This is a genomic window from Solimonas aquatica, from assembly GCF_900111015.1.
GTDB lineage: Bacteria > Pseudomonadota > Gammaproteobacteria > Nevskiales > Nevskiaceae > Solimonas > Solimonas aquatica.
On sequence record NZ_FOFS01000016.1, the window covers coordinates 80,820 to 102,765 of the forward strand.

The 21,946-nt window shown below is 65.4% G+C and carries 16 protein-coding genes and 2 tRNA genes; 8 read left to right on the forward strand and 10 right to left on the reverse strand.

Translation table 11 applies throughout. The features are described from left to right. The first annotated feature begins 13 nt into the window (after positions 1-13). From cysW to BMY12_RS18045, 3 genes are all read left to right on the forward strand, one after another. On the forward strand, positions 14-925 hold the full coding sequence (cysW, locus tag BMY12_RS18035) for a sulfate ABC transporter permease subunit CysW (protein WP_093289217.1): 912 nt from the start codon (positions 14-16) through the stop codon (positions 923-925). A gap of 108 nt (positions 926-1,033) precedes the next feature. Beyond that, positions 1,034-2,164 carry a sulfate/molybdate ABC transporter ATP-binding protein gene (locus tag BMY12_RS18040; RefSeq protein ID WP_093289219.1) on the forward strand — a complete coding sequence of 377 codons (1,131 nt, stop codon included), beginning with the start codon at positions 1,034-1,036 and terminating at the stop codon, positions 2,162-2,164. A 105-nt stretch (positions 2,165-2,269) separates the two neighbouring features. Continuing rightward, positions 2,270-3,334, forward strand: a complete 1,065-nt coding sequence (locus tag BMY12_RS18045) for a serine hydrolase domain-containing protein (protein WP_093289220.1) — start codon at positions 2,270-2,272, stop codon at positions 3,332-3,334. On the opposite strand, the gene BMY12_RS18050 is transcribed toward BMY12_RS18045, so the two are convergent. The 4 genes from BMY12_RS18050 to BMY12_RS18065 form a co-directional block, all read right to left on the reverse strand. Continuing rightward, the gene (locus tag BMY12_RS18050) at positions 3,315-4,550 is read right to left on the reverse strand and encodes a Bcr/CflA family multidrug efflux MFS transporter (protein WP_093289222.1); all 1,236 of its coding nucleotides are present in this window, start codon (positions 4,548-4,550) and stop codon (positions 3,315-3,317) included. The two genes, BMY12_RS18045 and BMY12_RS18050, sit on opposite strands and share 20 nt — an antisense overlap. A gap of 168 nt (positions 4,551-4,718) precedes the next feature. Then, entirely contained in the window at positions 4,719-6,218 is a 1,500-nt protein-coding gene (lysS, locus tag BMY12_RS18055) for a lysine--tRNA ligase (RefSeq protein WP_093289223.1), read from the reverse strand. An 89-nt stretch (positions 6,219-6,307) separates the two neighbouring features. After that, a protein-coding gene (gene prfB, locus BMY12_RS18060) for a peptide chain release factor 2 (protein ID WP_177189064.1) occupies positions 6,308-7,403 on the reverse strand; the annotation gives its coding sequence in 2 pieces (ribosomal slippage) (positions 6,308-7,330 and positions 7,332-7,403; 1,095 coding nt in all). A gap of 79 nt (positions 7,404-7,482) precedes the next feature. Then, positions 7,483-9,108: a 3-(methylthio)propionyl-CoA ligase gene (locus BMY12_RS18065; protein WP_177189065.1), complete on the reverse strand. Its 1,626-nt coding sequence runs from the start codon at positions 9,106-9,108 to the stop codon at positions 7,483-7,485. Positions 9,109-9,797: 689 nt separating this feature from the next. Here BMY12_RS18065 and gcvA point away from each other — a divergent pair. Further along, positions 9,798-10,784 carry a transcriptional regulator GcvA gene (gene gcvA, locus BMY12_RS18070; protein ID WP_093289226.1) on the forward strand — a complete coding sequence of 329 codons (987 nt, stop codon included), beginning with the start codon at positions 9,798-9,800 and terminating at the stop codon, positions 10,782-10,784. 94 nt (positions 10,785-10,878) lie between these two features. Here gcvA and BMY12_RS18075 read toward each other — a convergent pair whose 3' ends face one another. The 4 genes from BMY12_RS18075 to BMY12_RS18090 all read right to left on the reverse strand — a co-directional run bounded on the left by BMY12_RS18075 (position 10,879) and on the right by BMY12_RS18090 (position 14,920). Continuing rightward, positions 10,879-12,246: a TrpB-like pyridoxal phosphate-dependent enzyme gene (locus BMY12_RS18075; RefSeq protein ID WP_093289228.1), complete on the reverse strand. Its 1,368-nt coding sequence runs from the start codon at positions 12,244-12,246 to the stop codon at positions 10,879-10,881. Between the two features lie 110 nt (positions 12,247-12,356). Then, positions 12,357-13,394: an RNA methyltransferase gene (locus tag BMY12_RS18080; protein WP_093289229.1), complete on the reverse strand. Its 1,038-nt coding sequence runs from the start codon at positions 13,392-13,394 to the stop codon at positions 12,357-12,359. A 137-nt stretch (positions 13,395-13,531) separates the two neighbouring features. Continuing rightward, positions 13,532-13,607: transfer RNA gene (locus tag BMY12_RS18085), tRNA-Asn, on the reverse strand. A gap of 131 nt (positions 13,608-13,738) precedes the next feature. Next, entirely contained in the window at positions 13,739-14,920 is a 1,182-nt protein-coding gene (locus BMY12_RS18090; RefSeq protein ID WP_093289231.1) for a pyridoxal phosphate-dependent aminotransferase, read from the reverse strand. 140 nt (positions 14,921-15,060) lie between these two features. Between BMY12_RS18090 and BMY12_RS18095 the strand changes: the two genes are divergently transcribed. Together BMY12_RS18095 and abc-f are read left to right on the forward strand one after the other, a co-directional pair. After that, positions 15,061-15,474 (forward strand): GFA family protein, encoded by a 414-nt coding sequence (locus BMY12_RS18095; protein ID WP_093289232.1) that lies wholly within the window; start codon positions 15,061-15,063, stop codon positions 15,472-15,474. A gap of 63 nt (positions 15,475-15,537) precedes the next feature. Continuing rightward, positions 15,538-17,418 (forward strand): ribosomal protection-like ABC-F family protein, encoded by a 1,881-nt coding sequence (gene abc-f, locus BMY12_RS18100; protein ID WP_093289234.1) that lies wholly within the window; start codon positions 15,538-15,540, stop codon positions 17,416-17,418. A gap of 8 nt (positions 17,419-17,426) precedes the next feature. On the opposite strand, the gene motB is transcribed toward abc-f, so the two are convergent. Continuing rightward, positions 17,427-18,629 carry a flagellar motor protein MotB gene (motB, locus tag BMY12_RS18105; RefSeq protein ID WP_093289235.1) on the reverse strand — a complete coding sequence of 401 codons (1,203 nt, stop codon included), beginning with the start codon at positions 18,627-18,629 and terminating at the stop codon, positions 17,427-17,429. A 6-nt stretch (positions 18,630-18,635) separates the two neighbouring features. Continuing rightward, positions 18,636-19,496: a flagellar motor stator protein MotA gene (gene motA / locus BMY12_RS18110; RefSeq protein WP_093289237.1), complete on the reverse strand. Its 861-nt coding sequence runs from the start codon at positions 19,494-19,496 to the stop codon at positions 18,636-18,638. Between the two features lie 199 nt (positions 19,497-19,695). Between motA and uvrB the strand changes: the two genes are divergently transcribed. Together uvrB and BMY12_RS18120 are read left to right on the forward strand one after the other, a co-directional pair. Then, on the forward strand, positions 19,696-21,756 hold the full coding sequence (uvrB, locus tag BMY12_RS18115; RefSeq protein WP_093289238.1) for an excinuclease ABC subunit UvrB: 2,061 nt from the start codon (positions 19,696-19,698) through the stop codon (positions 21,754-21,756). Positions 21,757-21,821: 65 nt separating this feature from the next. Beyond that, a tRNA-Val gene (locus tag BMY12_RS18120) sits at positions 21,822-21,898 on the forward strand. Positions 21,899-21,946 lie beyond the last annotated feature (48 nt).

Below are 21,946 nucleotides of genomic sequence, written 5' to 3' on the forward strand. Positions count from 1 at the left end.
GGGAACCACGCTCATGAGCCAAGACGCCAGCCTGCAAGACCCGCCCAGCCTGCCGCCGGAATTCGGTGCCGGCCCGCTGGCGCGCCGCAACGCCGCCATCACCGAAGCGCCCTGGGTGCGCTACATCCTGATCGGCTTCGCGCTGCTGTTTCTAACCGGCTTTCTGTTCCTGCCGCTGGCCACGGTGTTCGTGGAAGCCTTCCGCAATGGCTGGCGCCTGTATCTGGCGGCGCTGATCGAACCCGATGCGCTGGCCGCGATCCGTCTCACCCTGCTCACCGCCGTGATCGCGGTGCCCCTGAATCTGCTCTTCGGTCTGTGCGCGGCCTGGGCCATCGCCAAATTCCAGTTCCGTGGCAAGGCGCTGCTGATCTCGCTGATCGATCTGCCGTTCTCGGTTTCACCGGTGGTGGCCGGCCTGATCTATGTGCTGATCTTCGGCGCGCATGGCTGGTTCGGCAGCTGGCTGTCGGACCACGACATCAAGATCATCTTCTCCACGCCCGGCATCGTGCTGGCCACGATCTTCGTGACCTTTCCCTTCGTGGCGCGCGAGCTGATTCCGCTGATGCAGGAACAGGGCACCGATTACGAACAGGCGGCGCTGTCGCTGGGCGCCAGCGGCTGGCAGACCTTCTGGCATGTGACCCTGCCCAACATCCGCTGGGGCCTGCTGTTCGGCGTGCTGCTGTGCAACTCGCGCGCGATGGGCGAGTTCGGCGCGGTGAGCGTGGTCTCCGGCCACATCCGCGGCCAGACCAACACCATGCCGCTGCATGTGGAGATTCTCTACAACGAGTACCAGTTCTCGGCGGCGTTCGCGGTGGCGTCCCTACTGGCGCTGCTGGCACTGGTGACGCTGAGCCTGAAGAGCTATCTGGAGTGGCGACACGGCGACGAGTTGGCCGCCACGCGAAAGCACTGAGCACCGGCGTGACGTCGTCCTGACAAGATCCCGTAGTTGTGTCGTCCTGACAAGATCCTGGCCAGCCATGGCCAGGGGATTCAATCGAAGCGGTAAGCGAGAACCTTCATGGATATTCATGTTCGCGGCATTCACAAGAGCTTTGGTGGCTTCAAGGCGTTGTCGGGTGTCGATCTGGATATTGCCTCCGGTGAGTTGATTGCGCTGCTGGGGCCTTCGGGTTCAGGCAAGACCACGCTGCTGCGCGTGATCGCGGGCCTGGAGTTTCCCGAGCAGGGACAGATCCTGTTCGGCGATGAGGACATGGCGGCGCGCCCGATCCGCGAACGTCGCGTCGGCTTCGTGTTCCAGCATTACGCGCTGTTCAAGCACATGACGGTGCTGGACAACATCGCCTTCGGCCTGCGCGTGCGTGAGCGCGGCGAGCGTCCGCCGGAGGCGACGATCCGCGCCCGCGCCCGCGAGCTGCTGGACCTGGTGCAGCTGTCCGGCCTGGAAAAGCGCTATCCCGCGCAGCTCTCCGGCGGTCAGCGTCAGCGTGTCGCGCTGGCGCGTGCCCTGGCCATTGATCCTCGCCTGCTGCTGCTCGACGAGCCCTTCGGCGCGCTCGATGCGAAGGTACGCAAGGATCTGCGCCGCTGGCTGCGCAGCCTGCATGAGCAGACCGGCTACACCACCATCTTCGTCACGCACGACCAGGAGGAAGCGCTGGAGCTGGCGGATCGCGTGGTGATCATGAATCGCGGCCAGATCGAGCAGGTCGGCAGCACCGACGAAGTCTACGAAAAGCCGGCCTCGCCCTTCGTCTTCGACTTTCTCGGCAACACCAATGTGCTGCCCGGCGAAGCGCGCGGCCGCGAGGTGTTCATCGACGGCCACGACACGCCCATCGTCACCGACACCATCCATCCGAACGGCGCGGTCGATATCTACGTGCGGCCCGGCGATCTGCGTCTGGCCGACGGCGGCATTCCCGGCTTCTACGCCGATGTGCGCAGCACGCAGCGCACCGGGCCCATCGTGCGCTGCGAGGCACAGGCCGTGCATTCGGGGCAGCTGATCGAGCTGGAATTCCCGCATCTGCATCACGATGCACCGCGCCTGCAGCCGGGCCAGCGCGTGTATCTGCGCCTGAACAACTTCAGCATCTTCCCGCGCGGCCAGGGCAAGCCGGGCGCCAAGCCCAGCGATCCCACGGTGCTGATCGGCAGCGAACGCGAGCGCGGTCGCCTCGGCTAGCGCGCGCAGCGCAGGATCTTGCGTTTTGCATCGCGGGCCAGCGTTCAGCTGGCCTGCCGCAGACTCAGAGGGCTAACATGGCCCGCTCTGACCGGAACGCAAGACATGAGACACCTCTGCCTGATTCTGCTGACTGGCCTGCTTGCCGCTTGCGGCAGCAGTACATCCAACCGCAGTTACGACTTCAGCGCGCTGGACGCCAAGCTGGACAGCTATCTGTCGGCCAACGGCGGCCCGGTGGCCGGCTACGCCTTTGCGCTGGTGGACCGCGACGGCCTGCTGCATACCCGCGCCGGCGGCGACAAGACGCTGTACAGCACGCCGTCCCTGGCCTCCGCCTCGAAGATGCCCGCAGCGGCGGCCATCCTCACCCTGGTGGATCAGCAGAAGCTGGATCTGGATACGCCGGTGAAGCAGTACATCGACGCGGCGGGTGATCCGATCAACTGGCCCAACGACAAGGCCGCGATCACCATGCGCATGCTGCTCTCGCACACCTCCGGCCTGCCGGGTCTGGGCAACGACAGCCCGCAATGCCTGGATCAGGTGCTCAGCCTGACCCTGCAGCAGTGCGCACAGATCATCGCCAACACCGTGCTGGCCGCACAGCCGGGCAGCGCCTTCATCTACGGCGGGGCGGACTATCAGGTGGCGGGTTACATCGCGACCCTGATCAGCGGCGAGAACTGGCAGACCTTTTTCAGCGCGGCGATCACCACTCCGCTGGGCTTGAGCAGCTTCACGTATGGCAACCCCGACACCGTCACCAATCCGCGCATTGCCGGCGGCGCCGTCGCCAATGTCCGCGACTACGCCAAGCTGCTGCGCATGGTGCTTGGCGGCGGCGCCGTGGACGGCCGGCGCGTGCTTTCGTCCGGCAGCACGCAGCTGCTGACCACCGATCTGATCGCCGACCTGCCGGTGCTGTTTCGCCCCGAAGGTCTGAGCTCGGACTATCCCGGCTATGGCCTGGGCATGTGGCTTTCCGATCCCAGCCTGCATCCGGGCAGCAATGGTCCGGAGTGGAGCGATCCGGGCCTCTCCGGCGCCACGCCCTGGGTGGACTTCGATATCGCCTACGGTGCGGTGATTCTGATCGACGAAGGCACGCAGACCGGCATCGACATGTGGAACGATGCGCGACCGCTGATCATCGCGAAGCTGAAGTAGGCTGCGGCAGCGGCGGCGCCAGAACCCGCAGCAAGAGCAGCGCGCACAGGCCGCAGCCGGCGATCACCAGGGCCATCGGCCGCGCGCTGCCGTCGTAGAGCCTCGCGGCCAGCGAACTCGACAGCGAGGCGATCACGAACTGCAGCGTGCCGAGCAGCGCCGAAGCCGCGCCGGCGCGATCGCCGAAGGGCGCCATTGCCGCTGCCGTGGAATTGGGGAAACTGAAGCCCAGGCTCGCCACGCAGAAGAACAGCGGCACGATCAGCCACAGCGGGCTCTGCGTCAGATAGACCGCCAGCACCATCAGCAGTCCGGCGCTGGCATTGCTGCGCAGCGCGCGACGCAGAAGATGCTGCGCCGGCACCCGGTCCAGGGCGCGGGAATTGAGCTGCGATGCGCAGATCAGGCCGAAGGCATTGAGTCCGAACAGCGCCGCGTACTGCGAGGGCGTGAGATGGTAGACCTCGATGAACACGAAGGACGAGGCCGAGATGTAGACGAACATGCCGGCCTGCGCCACGGAACCCGCGAGCGCATAACCCATGAAGCGGCGGTGGCGGATCAGCTTGCGATAGGCCTGCAGCGCGTGCGCCAGGCTGGGACGGTGTCGCGGCCCGCGCAGCGTTTCCGGAATGCCCAGCGCGATCAGCGTGCAGCACAGGCCGCCGTACAGCGTCAGCACCAGAAAGATCGCGCGCCAGCTGAAGTGCTCGAACAACACCCCGCCGAGCAGCGGCGCCAGCACCGGTGCCACACCCATGATCAGCAGCAGCAGCGACAGCACCCGCGCCATGCTGCTTTCACCAAAGCAGTCGCGCACGATGGCGCGGCTGACCACCATGCCGGCACAACCGCCGAGCGCCTGCAGCAGGCGCAGCCCGATCAGCTGCGTCATGCTCGCGGCAAACAGACAAGCCAGTGAGGCCAGGGTGTAGAGTGCCAGACCAAACAGCAGCGGCGGCTTGCGCCCCAGGCCGTCGGCAATCGGACCGTAGAAGATCTGCCCCAGGGCCAGCCCGACGAAGTACGCCGCCAGCGTCAGCTGCGTGGTGGCCGCGTCCGTGGCGAAATAATGCTGCAGCGCCGGCAGACTGGGCAGATACATATCGATGGACAGCGGCCCCAGCGCCGCCACTGCCGCCAGGATGAAAATCAGCCGCAGCCGGCTCAGGCCTGCCGGCAGCCTGTCGCTGCCGGCATCAGCGCCGGCGTGCATCTTGTCTGCAGCCGGCGTGCATCGAGTCAGACCTCAGGCCGCATCTGGGGGCGCATCGGATCAGAGCCATGTCCAGTGGACATGGATCCCGATGCGCGGGCGGCCAAGGATGGCCGCCCCGGGCTGCCATCGAGCGTTGAAGTCGCGCCAGGGATGGCCATCCGGCGCTCAGACCTCGGGCCGCATCTGGGGGAACAGAAGAACATCGCGGATGCTCGCCGAGTCGGTGAGGAACATCACCAGACGATCGATGCCGATGCCCACACCCGCGGTCGGCGGCAGGCCGTATTCCAGGGCGCGGATGTAGTCGGCGTCGAACACCATGGCCTCATCATCGCCGGCATCCTTGGCCGCGACCTGCGCCTTGAAGCGGCCGGCCTGGTCGTCGGCGTCGTTCAACTCCGAGAAGCCATTGGCGACTTCGCGACCGCCCATGAAGAACTCGAAGCGGTCCGTGACCTCGGGGTTGTCGTCGTTGCGACGCGCCAGCGGCGAGACTTCCGTGGGGTACTCGGTGATGAAGGTCGGATCGTGGAGCTTGGCCTCCACGGTCTTCTCGAAGATTTCCGTGAGCAGCTTGCCGGCGCCATAAGCCGGCTTCACATCGCCGCCCACCTTCTTCGCAAACGCCGCCAGATACTCGCGATCATTCACGCGTGCGGCATCGAAGTCGGCATTGAACTGCTGCACCGCCTCGCGCATGCTCCAGCGCAGGAAAGGCTTGCCCAGATCATGATCACGGCCCTGGTAGTGCAGCGTGCTGCTGCCATTGACGGTGAGCGCCAGATCGCGGATCAGGTTTTCAACGAGGTCCATCGCGTCGCGGTAATCCGCGTAAGCCTGATAGAACTCCAGCATGGTGAACTCGGGATTGTGCCGGGTGGACAAGCCCTCGTTGCGGAAATTGCGGTTGATCTCGTAGACCTTCTCGAAGCCGCCCACCACCAGCCGCTTCAGGAACAGCTCCGGCGCGATGCGCAGATACAGCTCGCGATCCAGGGCATTGTGGTGGGTGATGAAGGGCCGCGCGGTGGCGCCGCCGGGAATCGGCTGCAGCATCGGCGTTTCCACTTCCATGAAGCCCAGGGCATCGAGGAACTGACGGATGAAGCGCACGGTGAGACCGCGCTTCTCGAACACGCGCTTGACCTCGGGATTGACGATCAGATCCACATAGCGCTGGCGATAGCGGATTTCGGTATCGGTGAGCCCCGCCCACTTCTCCGGCAGCGGCCGGATGCCCTTGACCAGCAGCTCCACGCTCTGCGCCTTGATCGACAGCTCGCCGGTCTTGGTGCGGAACACCGTGCCGCGCACGCCGAGGATGTCGCCCACATCAAAGCCCTTGAAGGCTTCGTAGACTGCCTCGCCCACCGCATTCTGCTGCACGAAGATCTGCAGGCGCCCGGCCATGTCCTGCAGCTGGCCGAAGCTGGCCTTGCCCATCACACGCTTGGCCATCAGGCGGCCGGCAAGCGCAAACACCTGCGTCTCGCTCTCCAGCGACGCGGCATCGCGCTCGCCGTAGAAGCCATGCACATCCGCAGTCAGCGTGTCGCGGCGAAAGCCGTTGGGATAGGCATTGCCCTGCGCACGCAGCTTGTCCAGCTTCTCGCGGCGCGCGGCAATCACATAGTTTTCGTCGACCGGCTTGGTTTCTTCGCTCATTTTTCTGTCGTGAGGGATGAGGGGTGAGGCGCGAGGCGGGCCAGTCGCCGCCTTTACGCCCGACGCCTCAGCCCTCGCGCCTCACGTTTCTAAAGTCCCTGCTTCAAACTCGCCTCGATGTACGGATCGAGATAGCCGTCCAGCACCTTCTGCGTGTCGGCGATTTCCACGCCGGTGCGCAGATCCTTGATGCGCGACTGATCGAGCACGTAGGAGCGGATCTGGCTGCCCCATTCGATATCGCTCTTGGAGTCTTCCAGCGCCTGCTTCTGCGCGTTGCGCTTCTGGATTTCCTGCTCGTACAGGCGCGCTTTCAGCATCTTCATCGCGCGGTCGCGGTTGGCGTGCTGGCTGCGCTCGGTCTGGCAGGCGACCACGACGCCGCTGGGCACGTGCTTGATGCGGATCGCCGATTCGGTCTTGTTGACGTGCTGACCGCCCGCGCCCGAGGAGCGGTAGGTGGCGACTTCCAGATCCGCCGGATTGATTTCGATCTCGATGTCATCGTCCACTTCCGGCGACACGAACACGCCGGCAAACGAGGTGTGACGACGGTTGCCGGAATCGAAAGGCGATTTGCGCACCAGGCGATGCACGCCGGTTTCCGTGCGCAACCAGCCGTAGGCATACGCGCCCTGGATGTAGATGGTGGCCGACTTGATGCCCGCGACTTCGCCGTCGGAGCGTTCCATCAGCTCCACCTTGAAGCCCTTGGATTCGGCCCAGCGCATGTACATGCGCAGCAGCATCGAGGCCCAGTCCTGGCCTTCGGTGCCACCGGCGCCGGACTGGATGTCGAGATAGGCGTTGCTGCCGTCCAGCTCGCCGCTGAACATGCGCTTGAACTCCATGTCGGCAGCCAGCTTTTCCAGCTGCGTGACATCGCGCTCCACCTCGTCCACCGTGGCCTGATCGTTCTCGGCCTCGGCCATTTCCAGCAGGTCCAGCGCGTCCTTCAGACCATTGGCGGCGCGCTCCAGCGGCTGGATCACATCCTCCAGCTTGGCGCGTTCGCGGCCCAGGTTCTGCGCGTACTCGGGCTTGTTCCAGACCTCGCTGCGTTCCAGCTCGGCATTGACCTCGACCAGGCGATCCCGCTTGATATCGTAGTCAAAGATAGCCCCGCAGCGCGTCGAAACGCGCCTGCAGGGCTGTCACCACTTGTCGTAACTGATGGGCTTCCATCGCGAAAAACCGCTGCGCAAAGAAAAAGGCTGCGGATTATACGGCCCGCAGCCTTTTCGCGCCGAACCGCCCGGCTGCTTCAGCCGGCCAGATGCTGGCGGTACTTCTCGCGCAGCTGCAGCTTGGAGATCTTGCCGGTGGCGGTCAGCGGCAGGGCCTCCACCACCACCACGTCATCGGGAATCCACCACTTGGCGACCTTGCCCTCGTAGAAGGCCAGCATCTCCTCGCGGGTGAGCGTCTCGCCCTCGCGCGGCACCACCAGGAGCAGCGGCCGCTCGTCCCACTTGGGGTGGAACACGCCGATCACCGCCGCCTGCGCCACCCTGGGATGCGCACAGGCCAGGTTCTCCAGGTCGATGGAGCCGATCCACTCACCGCCGGACTTGATCACGTCCTTGGCGCGGTCGGTGATCTGCAGATAGCCGTCGGCGTCGATGCTGCCGACGTCGCCGGTGGGGAACCAGCCGTTCTGCAGCGGCGACTTGTCCAGATTGAAGTAATGATCCACCACCCAGTGGCCACGGATCATCAGCTCGCCCACCGCCACGCCGTCATTGGGCAGGGTCTGGCCTTCGGCATCGACGATCTTCAGCTGCACGCCAAACGGCGGACGGCCCTGCTTGACGGCCAGGGCCTGCTGCTCGGCCAGCGGCAGCTTCAGGTGCTTGAGCTTGGCGCGGTTGTAGGTGCCCAGCGGCGAGATTTCGGTCATGCCCCAGGCCTGATCGATCTTCACCTGATAGTCCTGCTCGAACTTCTGCAGCAGGGCCGCCGGCGCCGCCGAGCCGCCGATCACGCCACGGCGCAGGGTGCTCAGCTTCAGCTTCTTGGCGTCCAGATACAGCATCAGCCCCTGCCAGACCGTCGGCACGCCGCCGCAGAAGGTCACGCGTTCGGTTTCGAACAGCTCATAGAGGCTGGCGCCGTCCAGGGCCGCGCCGGGCAGCACCAGCTTGGCACCGACCATGGCCGCCGCGTAGGGAATGGTCCAGGCGTTCACATGGAACATCGGCACCACGGGCAGGACGCAATCACGCGCCGAAAAACCGAAGACGTCAGGCGCGCAGCTGGCCAGGCCGTGCAGCAGCATGGAGCGATGCGAATACAGCACGCCCTTGGGATTGCCGGTGGTGCCCGAGGTGTAGCACAGCGCCGCAGCGCTGCGTTCGTCCAGATCGGGCCAGCTGTAATCCGCATCTTCTGCGGCCAGCAGGTCCTCGTAGCAGAGCAGGTTCGGAATCGCTTCCGCGGGCAGCTGCTCGCGCGAGCACATGCCCACCCAGTGGCGCACCTTCGGGCACTGCGGCGCGAGCTTTTCGATCAGCGCCGAGAACGACAGGTCGAAGAACAGAATCTGATCATCGGCATCGTTGATGATCCACACCAGCTGTTCGAGGAACAGGCGCGGATTGACGGTGTGGGTGACGGCGCCGATGCCGGAAATGGCGTAGTACAGCTCGAAATGGCGGTAGCCGTTCCAGGCCAGGGTGCCGACGCGCTCGCCGGGCTGCACGCCCAGGCGCAGCAAGGCCTTGGCCATACGCCGGGCGCGCACCGCGGCGGCGGCATAGTCATAGCGGTGGATGCCGTCGCTGAGCGTGCGTGAAACGATCTCAGTGTCGCCGTGGTACTGCTCGGCATGATCCAGCAGCGACGAAATCAGCAAGGGGCGCTCCATCATCTGCCCCATCAGTGCGGCCATCGGACAATCTCCTCTTCCCTAATTAGACTGATAAATCAGCTCGAATCTTATCGGGATGAGAGGTGCCATACACTCATCGAAAGATAGGGGGTGCCGCTTGCAGGAGAGCAGCGCGCCGGCCGAAAGCCGTCTGGCGTGCATCAGCACGCGCGGCAAGGACTAATGGCGGCTACGGGTTCATCATCAACAAGGTCGAGCGCTACCGCGACTTCGACATACCGTCATCAAGCCCTACCCGATCCGCGATGGCGGCCCGGACATCCATGACGGCGCCCTGATCGGGCTGGGCGCCGAGCGCGACGAGCAGCCGGCAGCGCTGGGCCGGGTTCGTGGATTTTTTGGATCGTCATGCGCGGCGGCCAAGCCCTGCGCCCAAGCGCCTGCATCTGGCCCTGCAGCATCCGAGCAAGGGCAGCAAATGGCCGCCGAACGGTCGGCACCCGCCGGACCACGGCCCGGCGGCCCCGCCGCCCGCACACTTCAAAAATGCGCCAAGGCTTTGAACACAAAAAAAAGGCCACCGGTTTGGGTGGCCTGAATAGACCCCTGTGCGGGATCTGGAGGAGACTGTCTGAAGGTTGACCGCTTGGCGGTCTCAACCTTGCGTGAAGCTATTAAACCCAATTTGTTGCGTCGCAACAATTGATTTTTTCTTCACTGACGGATAAAAAAAACTAAACTATCGTCCCATGCGCCTTCCGCCACTCAATTCTCTGCGTGCTTTTGAAGCCACCGCGCGCCATTGCAGCGTGAACAAGGCGGCGCAGGAGCTGCACGTCACGCCGGCGGCGGTCAGCCACCAGATCAAGGCCCTCGAGGAGTTCCTCGGCATCGAGCTGTTCAAGCGCCTGCCCCGCCGCCTGAGCCTGACCCCGGCCGCCGAAGCCTGCCTGCCCAAGCTCACGGCCGCGTTTGCACAGATGGCCGAGGCCGTGGCCGAAGCCCAGCAGTTCGCCAACGCCGGTCGGGTGCTGGTCAGTGCGCCGCCCGCCCTGCTGAGCAAATGGCTGATTCCGAGGCTGAGCGATTTCCAGACCCGGCATCCGGAAATCGATCTGCGCCTGTCCGCCAAGCAGACCATGATCGACAGCCTGCGCGAGGAGACCGGCCAGACCGTCAGCCTTCTGGAGGAAGCCGATCTGGCCATCCGCTTCGGCGATGGCGACTATCCCGGCTACGTCACCCACAAGCTGTTCCCTTCCTACGCCCTGCCGATGTGCAGCCCCAAGCTGCTGCAGGGCGAGCACCCCCTGCATACGCCGGAAGACCTGCGTTACCACAAGCTGCTGCACTACGCGGCCGACGACGCCACCGATGCCGGCCGTCCCGACTGGGCCGCCTGGCTCAAGGCCGCCGGCGTGCGCGGCGTGAACCCGCGCCGCGGCCCCACCTTCAATCACGTGATGCTGGCGATGCAGGCGGCCGAGGATGGCCTGGGCGTGGTGCTGGGCATTCCGCTGATGGCGACCGCGCAGATTGCCGCCGGCGAGCTGGTGGTGCCCTTTCCTTTAAGCCTGCCGATCGGCGCGTCCTACTATCTGATTCACAATCAGGCGGTGGAGCAGGAAGCCGGTGTGAAGGCCTTCCGCGACTGGATTCTGGACCACGCCCGCAACGAACCCTGGCGCGAGCCGCCGCAGGCCCCGAGCACCGGCAACGCGCAAATGGTGTTGTGAAAGCCAGCGCGCCGGAAGCCACCCCCTGAATCCGGGCGGCAGCAGGCTGATGCAAAACTTGTTTGCGATCAGCCTGCTGCCGCCCGGGCTGCGTTCAGGCCCCGACCTTGGGCAGATGCTTCAGTGATTCGCTGATCGCCTCGCTCGGATACTCGTAGTCTTCCAGCTGGCCCGAGAGATATCTGTCGTAGCTGGCCATGTCGAAGTGACCGTGGCCGGTGAGGCAGAACAGGATGTTCTTGGGCTCGCCGCTGGCCTTGCAGCGCAGCGCTTCATCGATGGCGGCGCGGATCGCGTGGCAGGACTCGGGTGCGGGGATGATGCCTTCGGCACGCGCGAACTCCACGCCGGCCGCAAAGGTGGCGACCTGCGGCACGGCCTGCGCTTCCAGCAGCTGTTCGTGCAGCAACTGCGAGACCAGCGGTGAATCGCCGTGATAGCGCAGGCCGCCGGCATGAATGCCCGGCGGCATGAAGTCATGGCCCAGGGTGTACATCTTCATGATCGGCGTGTAGCCGGAGGCATCGCCGTAGTCATAGGCGTAGGCGCCCTTGGTCAGCGTCGGACAGGAGGTGGGCTCCACCGCCACCAGCCGCAGCTTCTGCGCGCGCTTGTCGCCGGCGATCTTGTCGGCGAGGAAGGGAAAGGCCACACCACCGAAACTGGAACCACCACCGCAGGGCCCGAACACCACATCCGGATACAGGCCGATCTTGTCGAACTGCTTCTTGGCTTCCAGGCCGATGATGCTCTGATGCAGCACCACATGATTGAGCACCGAGCCCAAGGTGTAGCAGGTGTGCGGATCGGCGGCGGCTTCTTCCACGGCCTCCGAAATCGCCAGGCCCAGCGAACCCATGTTGTCGGGATCAGCCGCCAGCGCGCGACGACCGGCCTCGGTGCGGTCGGTGGGGCTGGCGAAAACTTCCGCGCCCCAGGTCTGCATCATCGAGCGGCGGAAGGGCTTCTGCTGATAGCTGACCTTGACCATGTACACGCGCACCGGCAGACCGAACATCTGCCCGGCGTAGGCGATGGAGCTGCCCCACTGTCCGGCGCCGGTCTCCGTGGTCAGACGCCGGGTGCCGGCGAGCTTGTTGTAGTACGCCTGCGGCACCGCCGAATTCGGCTTGTGCGAACCGGCCGGCGAGACGCCCTCGTACTTGTAGAAAATTTTCGCCGGCGTGCCCAGCGCCTGCTCCAGACGCAGCGCGCGCATCAGCGGGCTTGGCCGCCACTGCGCATAGATCTGTCGCACCTCGTCCGGAATCTCGATCCAGCGCTGCGCGCTCATCTCCTGTTCCAGAATCGGCCCCGGAAAAATCGCGCCCATCTGCTCCGGCGAAACGATGCTGCCATCCGGGGCCAGTGGCGGCGCCGGCGGCGTGGGCAGATCGGCGGCGATGTTGTACCAGTGGGTCGGAATCTCGTTGGCTTCCAGCTGAATCCGGAGCGGCGTCATGGTGGGTGCTCTCCTGTTGTTGTCATGACCTGTGCGTGCGCGGCGTATCGTGCCCGATGACCGTCGACGATTGAAGCTCGGGATGCCCGCAGTGACAGCCGTCGCTGCGCTCAGAGCCCGTTCTCGACCGTACGCACCGCACCGCCTTTCTTCAGCCCCGCCGCACGCGCACGCAACTGCCCGCAGCCGCCATCGACATCCTGCCCGGCCGACTGGCGCAGCTTGGTCAACACGCCGCGCTCGTGCAGCGCGCGGGCCATGGCGCGGGCACGTTCCCAGCTCGGGCGCTGATAGGGCAGCGCATCGATCGCGTTGTAGGGAATCAGGTTGAGCACGGCATAGCGGCCCTTGAGCAGCCGCACGAGGCCCTCGAACTCCGCCTCGCCGTCGTTGATGCCTTCCAGCAGCGTCCACTGATACTGGATCGGATAAGCCGTGCGCTGCGCGTAGTCCTCGCCGCAGGCCACCAGCTCCTCGGGCGTCATGCGCGGTGCACGCGGCAGCAGCTGCGCGCGCAAGGCGGCATCCGTGCTGTGCAGCGACAAGGCCAGGGCCGGCTTCACCCGCCCCTGCGGCAGTCGCTCGAACACGCGCGGATCGCCCACCGTGGAAAACACCAGCTTCTTGTGATTGATGCCGCCGCTGCTGCCGAGCAACTCGATGGCCTCCAGCACCGCATCCAGATTGTGTGCCGGCTCGCCCATGCCCATGAACACCACCTTGTTCACGCTGCGGCGCTGACGCGCCAGCACCAGCTGCGCGACGATCTCGGCGCTGCCCAGCTGGCGGATCAGACCGCCGCGGCCGGTCATGCAGAACACGCAGCCCACCGCGCAGCCGACCTGCGTGGACACGCAAAGACCTTCACGCGGCAGCAGCACGCTCTCGATCATCTGGCCGTCGCGCAACGCCAGCAGCAGGCGCTCGGAGCCGTCTTCGCTGCCGTGCGCCGAGCGCAGCGTCAGCAGCTCGGCCAGCTCGGCTTGCAGCTGCGGCAGGATCTCGCGCAGCGGGCGCGGCAGGAAATTCTCGGGATCACGCTGACGGGTGCGCGCCGGACCCTGCGCCCACAGCTGCAAGAGATGCCGCTCATGCACCGGCGCGGCGCCGGCCTGGCGCAGTCGCTCACGGATCTGTGCGATGTGCATGGCGTCTTGGTCTCGAGTTCACCGCACGCTTGCGTTGGCGGATGGCACAGGCTGGTGCCGCCGCGTGCGGTCGCCAGCAACAAAAAAGCCCAGATCAGGATCTGGGCTTCTGGCTTCCGGGGGAAGCGTTTGTTGAATGGCTCCGCGAGTTGGACTCGAACCAACGACCCAGTGATTAACAGTCACTTGCTCTACCGACTGAGCTATCGCGGAAGCGGCAGGGGTGCGAATTCTAGTCAGCTGATCGGGCCGATGCAATGCGTGCCGGCGCATTTTTCGTCCAGCGGCCAAGAAAAAGCCCCCGCAAGGCGGGGGCTCGGGTGACACGCAGCGTTTGCGGTGCCTCAGGCCAGCAGGGCCTTGATGCGCTCGACGCTGCCCTTGAGCACCTGGTCGCTGGTGGCGAAGGACAGGCGGATGTGGCCCGGCGAGCCGAAGGCCGAACCCGGCACCACGGCCACCAGCGCCTTCTCCAGCAGCAGGTTCGACAGCTGCAGATCGTCGGCGCAGCCCAGCTTGGCCATCAGGCCTTCCACGTTCGGGAAGGCGTAGAAGGTGCCGTCCACCGCCAGGCACTTCACGCCCGGCACGGTGTTGAGGTCGGCCACCAGATTGTCGTGGCGGCGCTTGAAGGCCTCGACCATGGTGGTCACGCAGCCCTGATCGCCCAGCAGCGCGGCTTCGGCTGCCACCTGCGCGATGGAGTTGGGGTTGGAGGTCTGCTGCGACTGGATGTCGCTCATCGCCGTGATGATCTTCGCCGGACCGCAGGCCCAGCCGATGCGCCAGCCGGTCATCGAGTAGGTCTTGGACACCGCGTGGATGACCACGGTGCGGTCGTAGAGATCCGGGCAGGCGTTGATGATGTTGCTGTACGGCTCGCCGGTCCACAGGATCTTTTCGTACATGTCATCGGTGGCGATGACGATCTGCGGGTGCTTGCGCAGCACCGCGCCCAGCGCCGCCAGCTCGGCCTTGCTGTAGGCCATGCCGGAGGGATTGGACGGCGAGTTCAGCCACAGCATGCGGGTGCGCGGGGTGATGGCGCGCTCCAGCTGCTCCGGCGTGATCTTGAAGCGGGTTTCGGCGGTGGTGTAGAGGATCACCGGCGTGGCATCGGCCAGCAGCACCATGTCCGGGTACGAGACCCAGAACGGCGCCGGAATCAGCACCTCGTCGGTGGCGTTGAGCAGGGCCTGGCAGAGGTTGTAGCAGGCCTGCTTGCCGCCATTGGCCACCACGATCTGGTTGGGCTTGTACTCCAGCGCGTTGTCGCGCTGCATCTTGGTGATGATCGCCTTCTTCAGCGCGGGCGTGCCGCCCACCGGCGTGTACTTGGTGACGCCACGCTTGATGGCGTCGATGGCGGCATCCTTGATGTGCTGCGGCGTATCGAAATCCGGTTCGCCGGCACTGAGCGAGTAAACATCCTTGCCCTGCGCCTTGAGCTCGCCGGCCTTGGCGGTCACGGCAAGAGTGGGCGAAGGCTTGATGCGGCTGACGCGTTGCGCGAGAGACAGTTCCACGGCATATCCTCGGGCGTTTGCCCTACGGCTGAAAAAATGCGGCGCGGGATGATACTGGAAAGCGCCGGCCGGCGCCCACAGGGCATAATTTGCGGCAGGCTTCACAAAAATCAAAAGCAGACTTGCAGGAGAGACCCCCGATGTCCGAATCCCATACCGGTGGCTGCCGCTGTGGCCAGATCCGTTATCGCTGCGAGGCCGCGCCCCTGGGCGCCAGCCTCTGCCACTGCCGCGACTGCCAGTACGCCTCCGGTGGCCCGTTTTCCGCCGTCGCCTTCTTTCCCGGCGCCGCGCTGAGCCTGACGGGCGAGCTGCGTCATTACGCAGTGAAGGGCACGGCGGGCCTGACCGTGCAGCGCCATTTCTGCCCCAACTGCGGCACGCCGATCATGTCCACGCTGGTGGAGATGCCGGACCTGGCGATCATGAAGATCGGCTCGCTGGACCAGCCCTCGGCGGTGCCGCCGGGCAATCACGTCTGGTGCGATTCCATGGTCAGCTGGCTGAAGATGGACGACGGCCTGCCGCGCCTGCCGGGCAATCCGCCGCTCTAAGGCGGCGCGAGCGCAAAGGCGCGGGGCGGCTAGAATGCTCGCCCCCTGCCCCAAGCCGCCGCCGTGACCCTACTCGCGCTCAAGAACATCAGCCTGCGTTTCGGCGGACCGCCGCTGCTGGACGCGGTGAGCTTTGCCATCGAGCGCGGTGAGCGCGTCTGCCTGCTGGGCCGCAATGGCGAGGGCAAGTCCACGCTGCTGCGCCTGATCACCGGCGCGCAGCAGGCCGACGAGGGTGAAATCATCCGCGCGCAGAACCTGCGCGTGGCGGAAATGCCGCAGGACATTCCGCCGCAGCTCTCCGGCACGGTGCGCGAGGTGGTGGCCAGCGGCGCCGGCGCGCTGGGCGAAAAGCTCGCCGAGTACCACCGCCTGTTGCTGCAGGACCCCGAACGCCTGGATCGCCTGGGGCAGCTGCAGAGCCAGCTCGATGCGCAGAACGGCTGGGCGCTGGATGCGCGCATCGACACCGTGGTCTCGCGCCTGGAGCTGCCGCCGGACACGCCCTTCTCCGCGCTCTCCGGCGGGCTCAAGCGCCGCGTGCTGCTGGGCCGCGCGCTGGCCGCCGAGCCGGATCTGCTGCTGCTCGATGAGCCCACCAACCATCTGGATCTGGACGCCATCGCCTGGATCGAGAATTTTCTCGCCGACTGGCAGGGCGCGCTGCTGTTCATCACCCATGACCGCAGCTTTCTGCGCCGCCTGGCCACGCGCATCCTGGAACTGGATCGCGGCCGGCTGACCAGCTGGCCCGGCGACTACGACAACTATCTGCGCCGTCGCGAGGAACGCCTGCACGCCGAAGCGCAGGAACAGGCGCTGTTCGACAAGAAGCTCGCGCAGGAAGAAGCCTGGATCCGCAAGGGCATCGAAGCGCGGCGCACGCGCGACATGGGCCGCGTCAAACGGCTTTACGAGATGCGCGATCAGTACGCGCAGCGCCGCAAGCTGCAGGGCAGCGCGCAGTTTTCCGTGCAGGACGCGGAGCGCTCCGGCAAGCTGGTCGCCGAGGCCAAGAATCTCTGCTACGCCTGGGACGGCAAGCCCGTCGTGCGCAATTTCTCCACGGCGATCCTGCGTGGCGACAAGATCGGCATCATCGGTCCCAATGGCGCCGGCAAGACCACGCTGCTGCGCCTGCTGCTCGGCCAGCTGCAGCCGCAGTCCGGCACCTTGCGCACCGGCAGCAATCTGCAGCTGGCCTGGTTCGACCAGCTGCGCAGCGCCCTGGATGAGCGCAAGCCGGTGTGGGAGAACATCGCCGGCGGCAAGGAGTACGTGGAAGTCGGCGGCGCGCGCAAGCATGTGATGAGTTATCTGCAGGACTTCCTGTTCACGCCGGATCGCGCACGCAGCCCCACGCATGTGCTCTCCGGCGGCGAGCGCTCGCGACTGCTGCTGGCACAGCTGTTCTCGCAGCCGGCCAATCTGCTGGTGCTCGACGAGCCCACCAACGATCTGGACATGGAAACGCTGGACCTGCTCGAAGAACTGCTGCTGGATTTCGCCGGCACGGTGCTGGTGGTCTCGCATGACCGTGCGTTTCTCGATCACGTCGTGGAACGCGTGCTGGTGTTCGAAGGCGAAGGCCAGGTGGGCGAATACGTGGGCGGTTACGAGGACTGGCTGCGCCAGCGTCCCGCGCCTGTGAAAACCTCAGCCGCGCCGCCGCCCAAGGCGGCCGCTGCGCCCGTGGTGACCACGCCACCGGCGGGCAACAAGCCGGCGCTGAGCAGCAAGGAAAAGCGCGAGCTGGCGGACCTGCCGGCGCGCATCGAAAAACTGGAAGCCGAACAGGCGGAGCTGGGCTTGAAGCTCGCCGAGCTGTACAGCAGCAATCCCGCGCAGGCGGTGAGCACGCAGAAAAAGCTCAGCGAACTGGAACAGCAACTCGCCGCTGCTTACGAGCGCTGGGAAACGCTGGAAGCCGCGCGCGGCGGCTGAGATCCGCCTCAGCGCCCCGGCCTGTCCGGCATGGCGCTTTCGGTCCTGACATCGATCATCGCCGACTGCAGTTCCTGCGCCAGCGCCGCCGGTGAGGCAGGCTTGCCCGCCGGTTTGGCCGGCACGGCGGCGGGTTCAGCCGGCGTCTCGGCCTTCGCCGACGCGGGCGCTGCGGGCTTGGCTGCTTCCGCGCCCGGCACCTTGTTCATCGGCGGAATGCCCGACACCGGCGGAATCGACACCTCATCGTTCTTGTCCTCGGCGGCGTCGAGATTCATCACGATGATGCTGATGCGGCGGTTGATGGGATTGTCCGGATGCTGCTTGTCGAACAGCGCGGTGTCCGCCAGACCGACGATGCGGTGAATCTTGTCGGCGCCCATGCCGCCTTCGATCAAGGCTCGGCGCGCGGCATTGGCGCGGTCGGTGGACAGCTCCCAGTTGGTATAGCCCTTGTTGCTGCCATAGCGCGTCACGTCGGTATGGCCGGTGATGCTGATGCGATTGGGCACGGTCTGAATGAAGCTCGCCAGCTCATGCAGGATCTGCGTGGTGTAGGTCTTCAGCGAAGCGCCGCCCAGGTCGAACATCGGCCGGTTCTGCTTGTCCACGATCTGGATGCGCAGACCTTCGGGCGTGATATCGAGCAGCAGCTGATCCTTGAACGGCTCCAGGGCCTGACTCTGGGTGATGGCCTTCTTCAGCTCCTCGCGCAAGGATTCCAGACGCTGGCGGTCGGCTTCCTTGGCCAGCGCGCGCGCTTTTTCCTGCGCGCTGTCGGCACCCTTGCCCGGATCCCTGTCCTTGCCCAGCTGCAGTCCCTTCTCCTGGCCGCCGTCGCCGGGCTGTCCCAGCACCGGCTTGCCCGGCTTTTCCACCTTGCCTTCGCGCGGTGTTTCCTTGCTCATGGCCGGACGGCTCATGCCGCCGCCCATGTCGACCAGCGCATTGCTGGGGCCACCCGGACCATTGGCGCCGGGCGCCGGCGTCTGCGCCGCACCAGGCGAGGCACTGGGATTGTTGAAGTAATCGGAGATCGCCGCGCGCTTGTTCTTGTCGCTGATGCCGACGATCCACATCACCATGAAGAAGGCCATCATCGCCGTCACGAAGTCGGCGTAGGCCACCTTCCAGGCGCCACCGTGGTGTCCGCCGCCCTGGACCTTCTTGACCCGGCGGATGACGATGGATGCATTGTTTTCTTCGGCCATCGGCGCTTACTTCTTGGCGCTTTCCTTGAGATGGGTTTCCAGCGCGGCAAAAGCCGGTCGCACCTTGGAATTGAGCGATTTGCGCGCAAACTCCACGGCCACGATCGGGTTGTAGCCACGCAGCGCCGCCAGCAGCGCCGACTTGATGCATTCCAGTGCCGCACTGTCCTCGTGCGCAAGGCCTTCCATGGCGGTGGCCAGCGGCGACACGAACCCATAGGCCAGCAAGATGCCCAGGAAGGTGCCCACCAGCGCGGCGGCGACGTGATGGCCGATCTCGTTCACCGGGCCGTCCAGCGCGCCCATGGTGATCACGATGCCGAGCACGGCGGCGACGATGCCGAAGCCGGGCAGACCGTCGGACACCTTGCTCAGCGCATGCGCCGGCGCCAGCGCATCGTGATGATGCTTTTCCAGCTCCAGCTCCAGCAGCGGTTCCAGCTCATGCGGATTGATGTTGCCGCTGACCATCAGGCGCAGGCAGTCGGTGATGAACTCGATCAGATGATGATCGGCCAGCACCTCGGGAAACTTGGAGAAGATCGGACTCTTGTCGGGATTCTCGACGTCCTCTTCCAGGGACATTGCGCCGTCCTTGCGCATCTTGTTGAGCAGGGCGTAGAGCAGCGAGAGGATGGCCAGATAGTGCGACTGCTTGTATTTGGGGCCCTTGAGCACCTGCAGCACGCCCTTGAGCGTGCCGATCACCACCTGCTTGGAGTTCGACGACAGGAACGCGCCAAAAGCAGCGCCGCCGATGATCACCAACTCGTACGGCTGCCAGAGCGCGGCAATCTTGCCGTGAGACAGCACGAAGCCGCCCAGCACGGCGACGATGACGACGATGGAACCGATGATGGCCAGCATGTTGTACCCGGAACGTGAGAGGCTGCTGCTCGTGGTGCGACGCCTGTATTCAGCTTATTGGCAGCGGCGCCACAGAATCGAGGCCGGTCGGTGGGCTAAATGCAACGTTCGTCGGATACCGGGTTTTTGCCCGCCCGTCCGGCCGCGCGGCCCGGGCTTGCGCTACCCTTGACGGACTCCCCGAAGTGTTCTGGTCGCCATGCAGGAAGCCCCCCGCGAATCGCTGAAGAACATCCGCCTGAAGGCGCGCGAAGAAGCGCCCTTCACGCTCAAGGCCGACTGGTCACCCTCCGGCGACCAGCCCGCCGCCATCGCGGCCATGGTGGAACACCTGCGCGACGGTCTCTCGCACCAGACCCTGCTGGGCGTGACCGGCTCGGGCAAGACCTTTTCCATCGCCAACGTCATCCAGCAGGTGCAGCGTCCGGCGCTGATCATGGCGCCGAACAAGACCCTGGCCGCGCAGCTCTACGGCGAGTTCAAGGAATTTTTCCCGCACAACGCCGTCGAGTACTTCGTCTCCTACTACGACTACTACCAGCCGGAAGCCTACGTCCCCAGCACCGACACCTTCATCGAGAAGGACAGCTCGGTGAACGACCACATCGAGCAGATGCGCTTGTCGGCCACCAAGGCGCTGATGACGAGGCGCGACGCCATCATCGTCGCCTCGGTTTCGGCGATTTACGGCCTGGGTGATCCGGAAAGCTATTTTTCGATGGTGCTGCACCTGATCAAGGGCGAGCGGATGAGCCAGCGCGAGCTGATCCGCCAGCTCACCGCCATGCAGTACACGCGCAACGAGATGGCCCTGGAGCGCGGCACCTACCGCGTGCGCGGCGATGTCATCGACATCCACCCCGCCGAATCCGACGAGGACGCGGTGCGTGTGGAATTGTTTGACGACGAGATCGACAGCATCGCGCACTTCGACCCGCTGACCGGCGAGATCAAGCGCAAGCTGCCGCGCGTCACCGTGTTCCCGAAGACGCACTATGTGACGCCGCGCGAGAAGATCGTGGCGATGTTCGACGCCATCAAGGCCGAGATGGAGGAACGTGTGAAGCTGTTCCGCCAGCAGGGCAAGCTGCTGGAGGCGCAGCGCATCGAGCAGCGCACCAACTTCGATCTGGAGATGATCCGCGAGATCGGCTACTGCAACGGCATCGAAAACTACTCGCGCTATCTCTCCGGCCGCGCGCCGGGCGAGCCGCCGCCCTGCTTGTTCGACTACCTGCCGCCGGATGCCATCGTGGTGCTGGACGAGTCGCACGTGACCGTGCCGCAGATCGGCGCCATGTACAAGGGCGACCGCTCGCGCAAGGAGACGCTGGTGGAATACGGCTTCCGCCTGCCCAGCGCCCTGGACAACCGCCCGCTGCGCTTCGACGAATTCGAGCGCCTGGCGCCGCAGACCATTTACGTCTCCGCCACCCCGGGCGATTACGAGCGCAAGAAGTCCGGCGAGGCCATCGTCGAACAGGTGGTGCGTCCCACCGGCCTGGTCGATCCGCAGACGGAAGTGCGGCCGGCCGGCAGCCAGGTGGACGATCTGCTCGGCGAAATCCGCATCCGCGCCGAGAAGAGCGAGCGCGTGCTGGTCACCGTGCTGACCAAGCGCATGGCCGAAGACCTCACTGACTATCTGCACGAGAACGGCGTGAAGGTGCGCTACATGCACTCTGACGTGGACACCGTGGAGCGCGCCGAGATCATCCGCGACCTGCGCCTGGGCGTGTTCGACGTGCTGGTCGGCATCAACCTGCTGCGCGAAGGCCTGGACCTGCCGGAAGTCTCGCTGGTGGCAATTCTGGACGCCGACAAGGAAGGTTTCCTGCGTTCCGAGCGCTCGCTGATCCAGACCATCGGCCGCGCCGCGCGCCATCTGCACGGCAAGGCGATTCTCTACGCCGACCGCGTGACGGATTCCATGCGCCGCGCCCTGGCGGAAACCGACCGCCGCCGCGACAAGCAGCTGGCCTGGAACAAGGCGCAGGGCATCACCCCCAAGGGCGTGCAGAAGCGCATCGCCGACGTCATGCGCTACGGCTACGAGGACTACCAGGTGGGCCAGGTGCTCAAGGCCGCCGAGGTCAAGGCCCGCTACGAGGTGATTCCGCCGGAACAGATGGCCCGGCGCATCGCCAAGCTGGAGAAAGAAATGAAACAGGCCGCCATGAACCTGGAATTCGAGGCCGCCGCCGCCAAGCGCGACGAAATCCGCCGCCTGCGCGAGCAGGCCCTGGCCAAGCCCGTGTAAGCGCGGCACCGGTTGCGCCCGCGCCCGCAAACAGGGTATCTTTCGCGCCCCTCGCAGGGACCCACAGGCGCGTAGCTCAGCTGGTTAGAGCACTACCTTGACATGGTAGGGGTCGTTGGTTCGAGTCCAATCGCGCCTACCAACACATGAAAAGCCTCCGATCTTCGGAGGCTTTTTTGTTGCGCGAAAC

Excerpts from the sequence above, each read along its gene's own strand:
- cysW (WP_093289217.1), top strand. The coding sequence starts at position 14 with ATGAGCCAAGACGCCAGCCTGCAAGACCCGCCCAGCCTGCCGCCGGAA.
- BMY12_RS18040 (WP_093289219.1), top strand. The coding sequence starts at position 1,034 with ATGGATATTCATGTTCGCGGCATTCACAAGAGCTTTGGTGGCTTCAAG.
- BMY12_RS18045 (WP_093289220.1), top strand. The coding sequence starts at position 2,270 with ATGAGACACCTCTGCCTGATTCTGCTGACTGGCCTGCTTGCCGCTTGC.
- BMY12_RS18050 (WP_093289222.1), bottom strand. The coding sequence starts at position 4,550 with ATGCACGCCGGCGCTGATGCCGGCAGCGACAGGCTGCCGGCAGGCCTG.
- lysS (WP_093289223.1), bottom strand. The coding sequence starts at position 6,218 with ATGAGCGAAGAAACCAAGCCGGTCGACGAAAACTATGTGATTGCCGCG.
- BMY12_RS18065 (WP_177189065.1), bottom strand. The coding sequence starts at position 9,108 with ATGGCCGCACTGATGGGGCAGATGATGGAGCGCCCCTTGCTGATTTCG.
- gcvA (WP_093289226.1), top strand. The coding sequence starts at position 9,798 with ATGCGCCTTCCGCCACTCAATTCTCTGCGTGCTTTTGAAGCCACCGCG.
- BMY12_RS18075 (WP_093289228.1), bottom strand. The coding sequence starts at position 12,246 with ATGACGCCGCTCCGGATTCAGCTGGAAGCCAACGAGATTCCGACCCAC.
- BMY12_RS18080 (WP_093289229.1), bottom strand. The coding sequence starts at position 13,394 with ATGCACATCGCACAGATCCGTGAGCGACTGCGCCAGGCCGGCGCCGCG.
- BMY12_RS18095 (WP_093289232.1), top strand. The coding sequence starts at position 15,061 with ATGTCCGAATCCCATACCGGTGGCTGCCGCTGTGGCCAGATCCGTTAT.
- motB (WP_093289235.1), bottom strand. The coding sequence starts at position 18,629 with ATGGCCGAAGAAAACAATGCATCCATCGTCATCCGCCGGGTCAAGAAG.
- motA (WP_093289237.1), bottom strand. The coding sequence starts at position 19,496 with ATGCTGGCCATCATCGGTTCCATCGTCGTCATCGTCGCCGTGCTGGGC.
- uvrB (WP_093289238.1), top strand. The coding sequence starts at position 19,696 with ATGCAGGAAGCCCCCCGCGAATCGCTGAAGAACATCCGCCTGAAGGCG.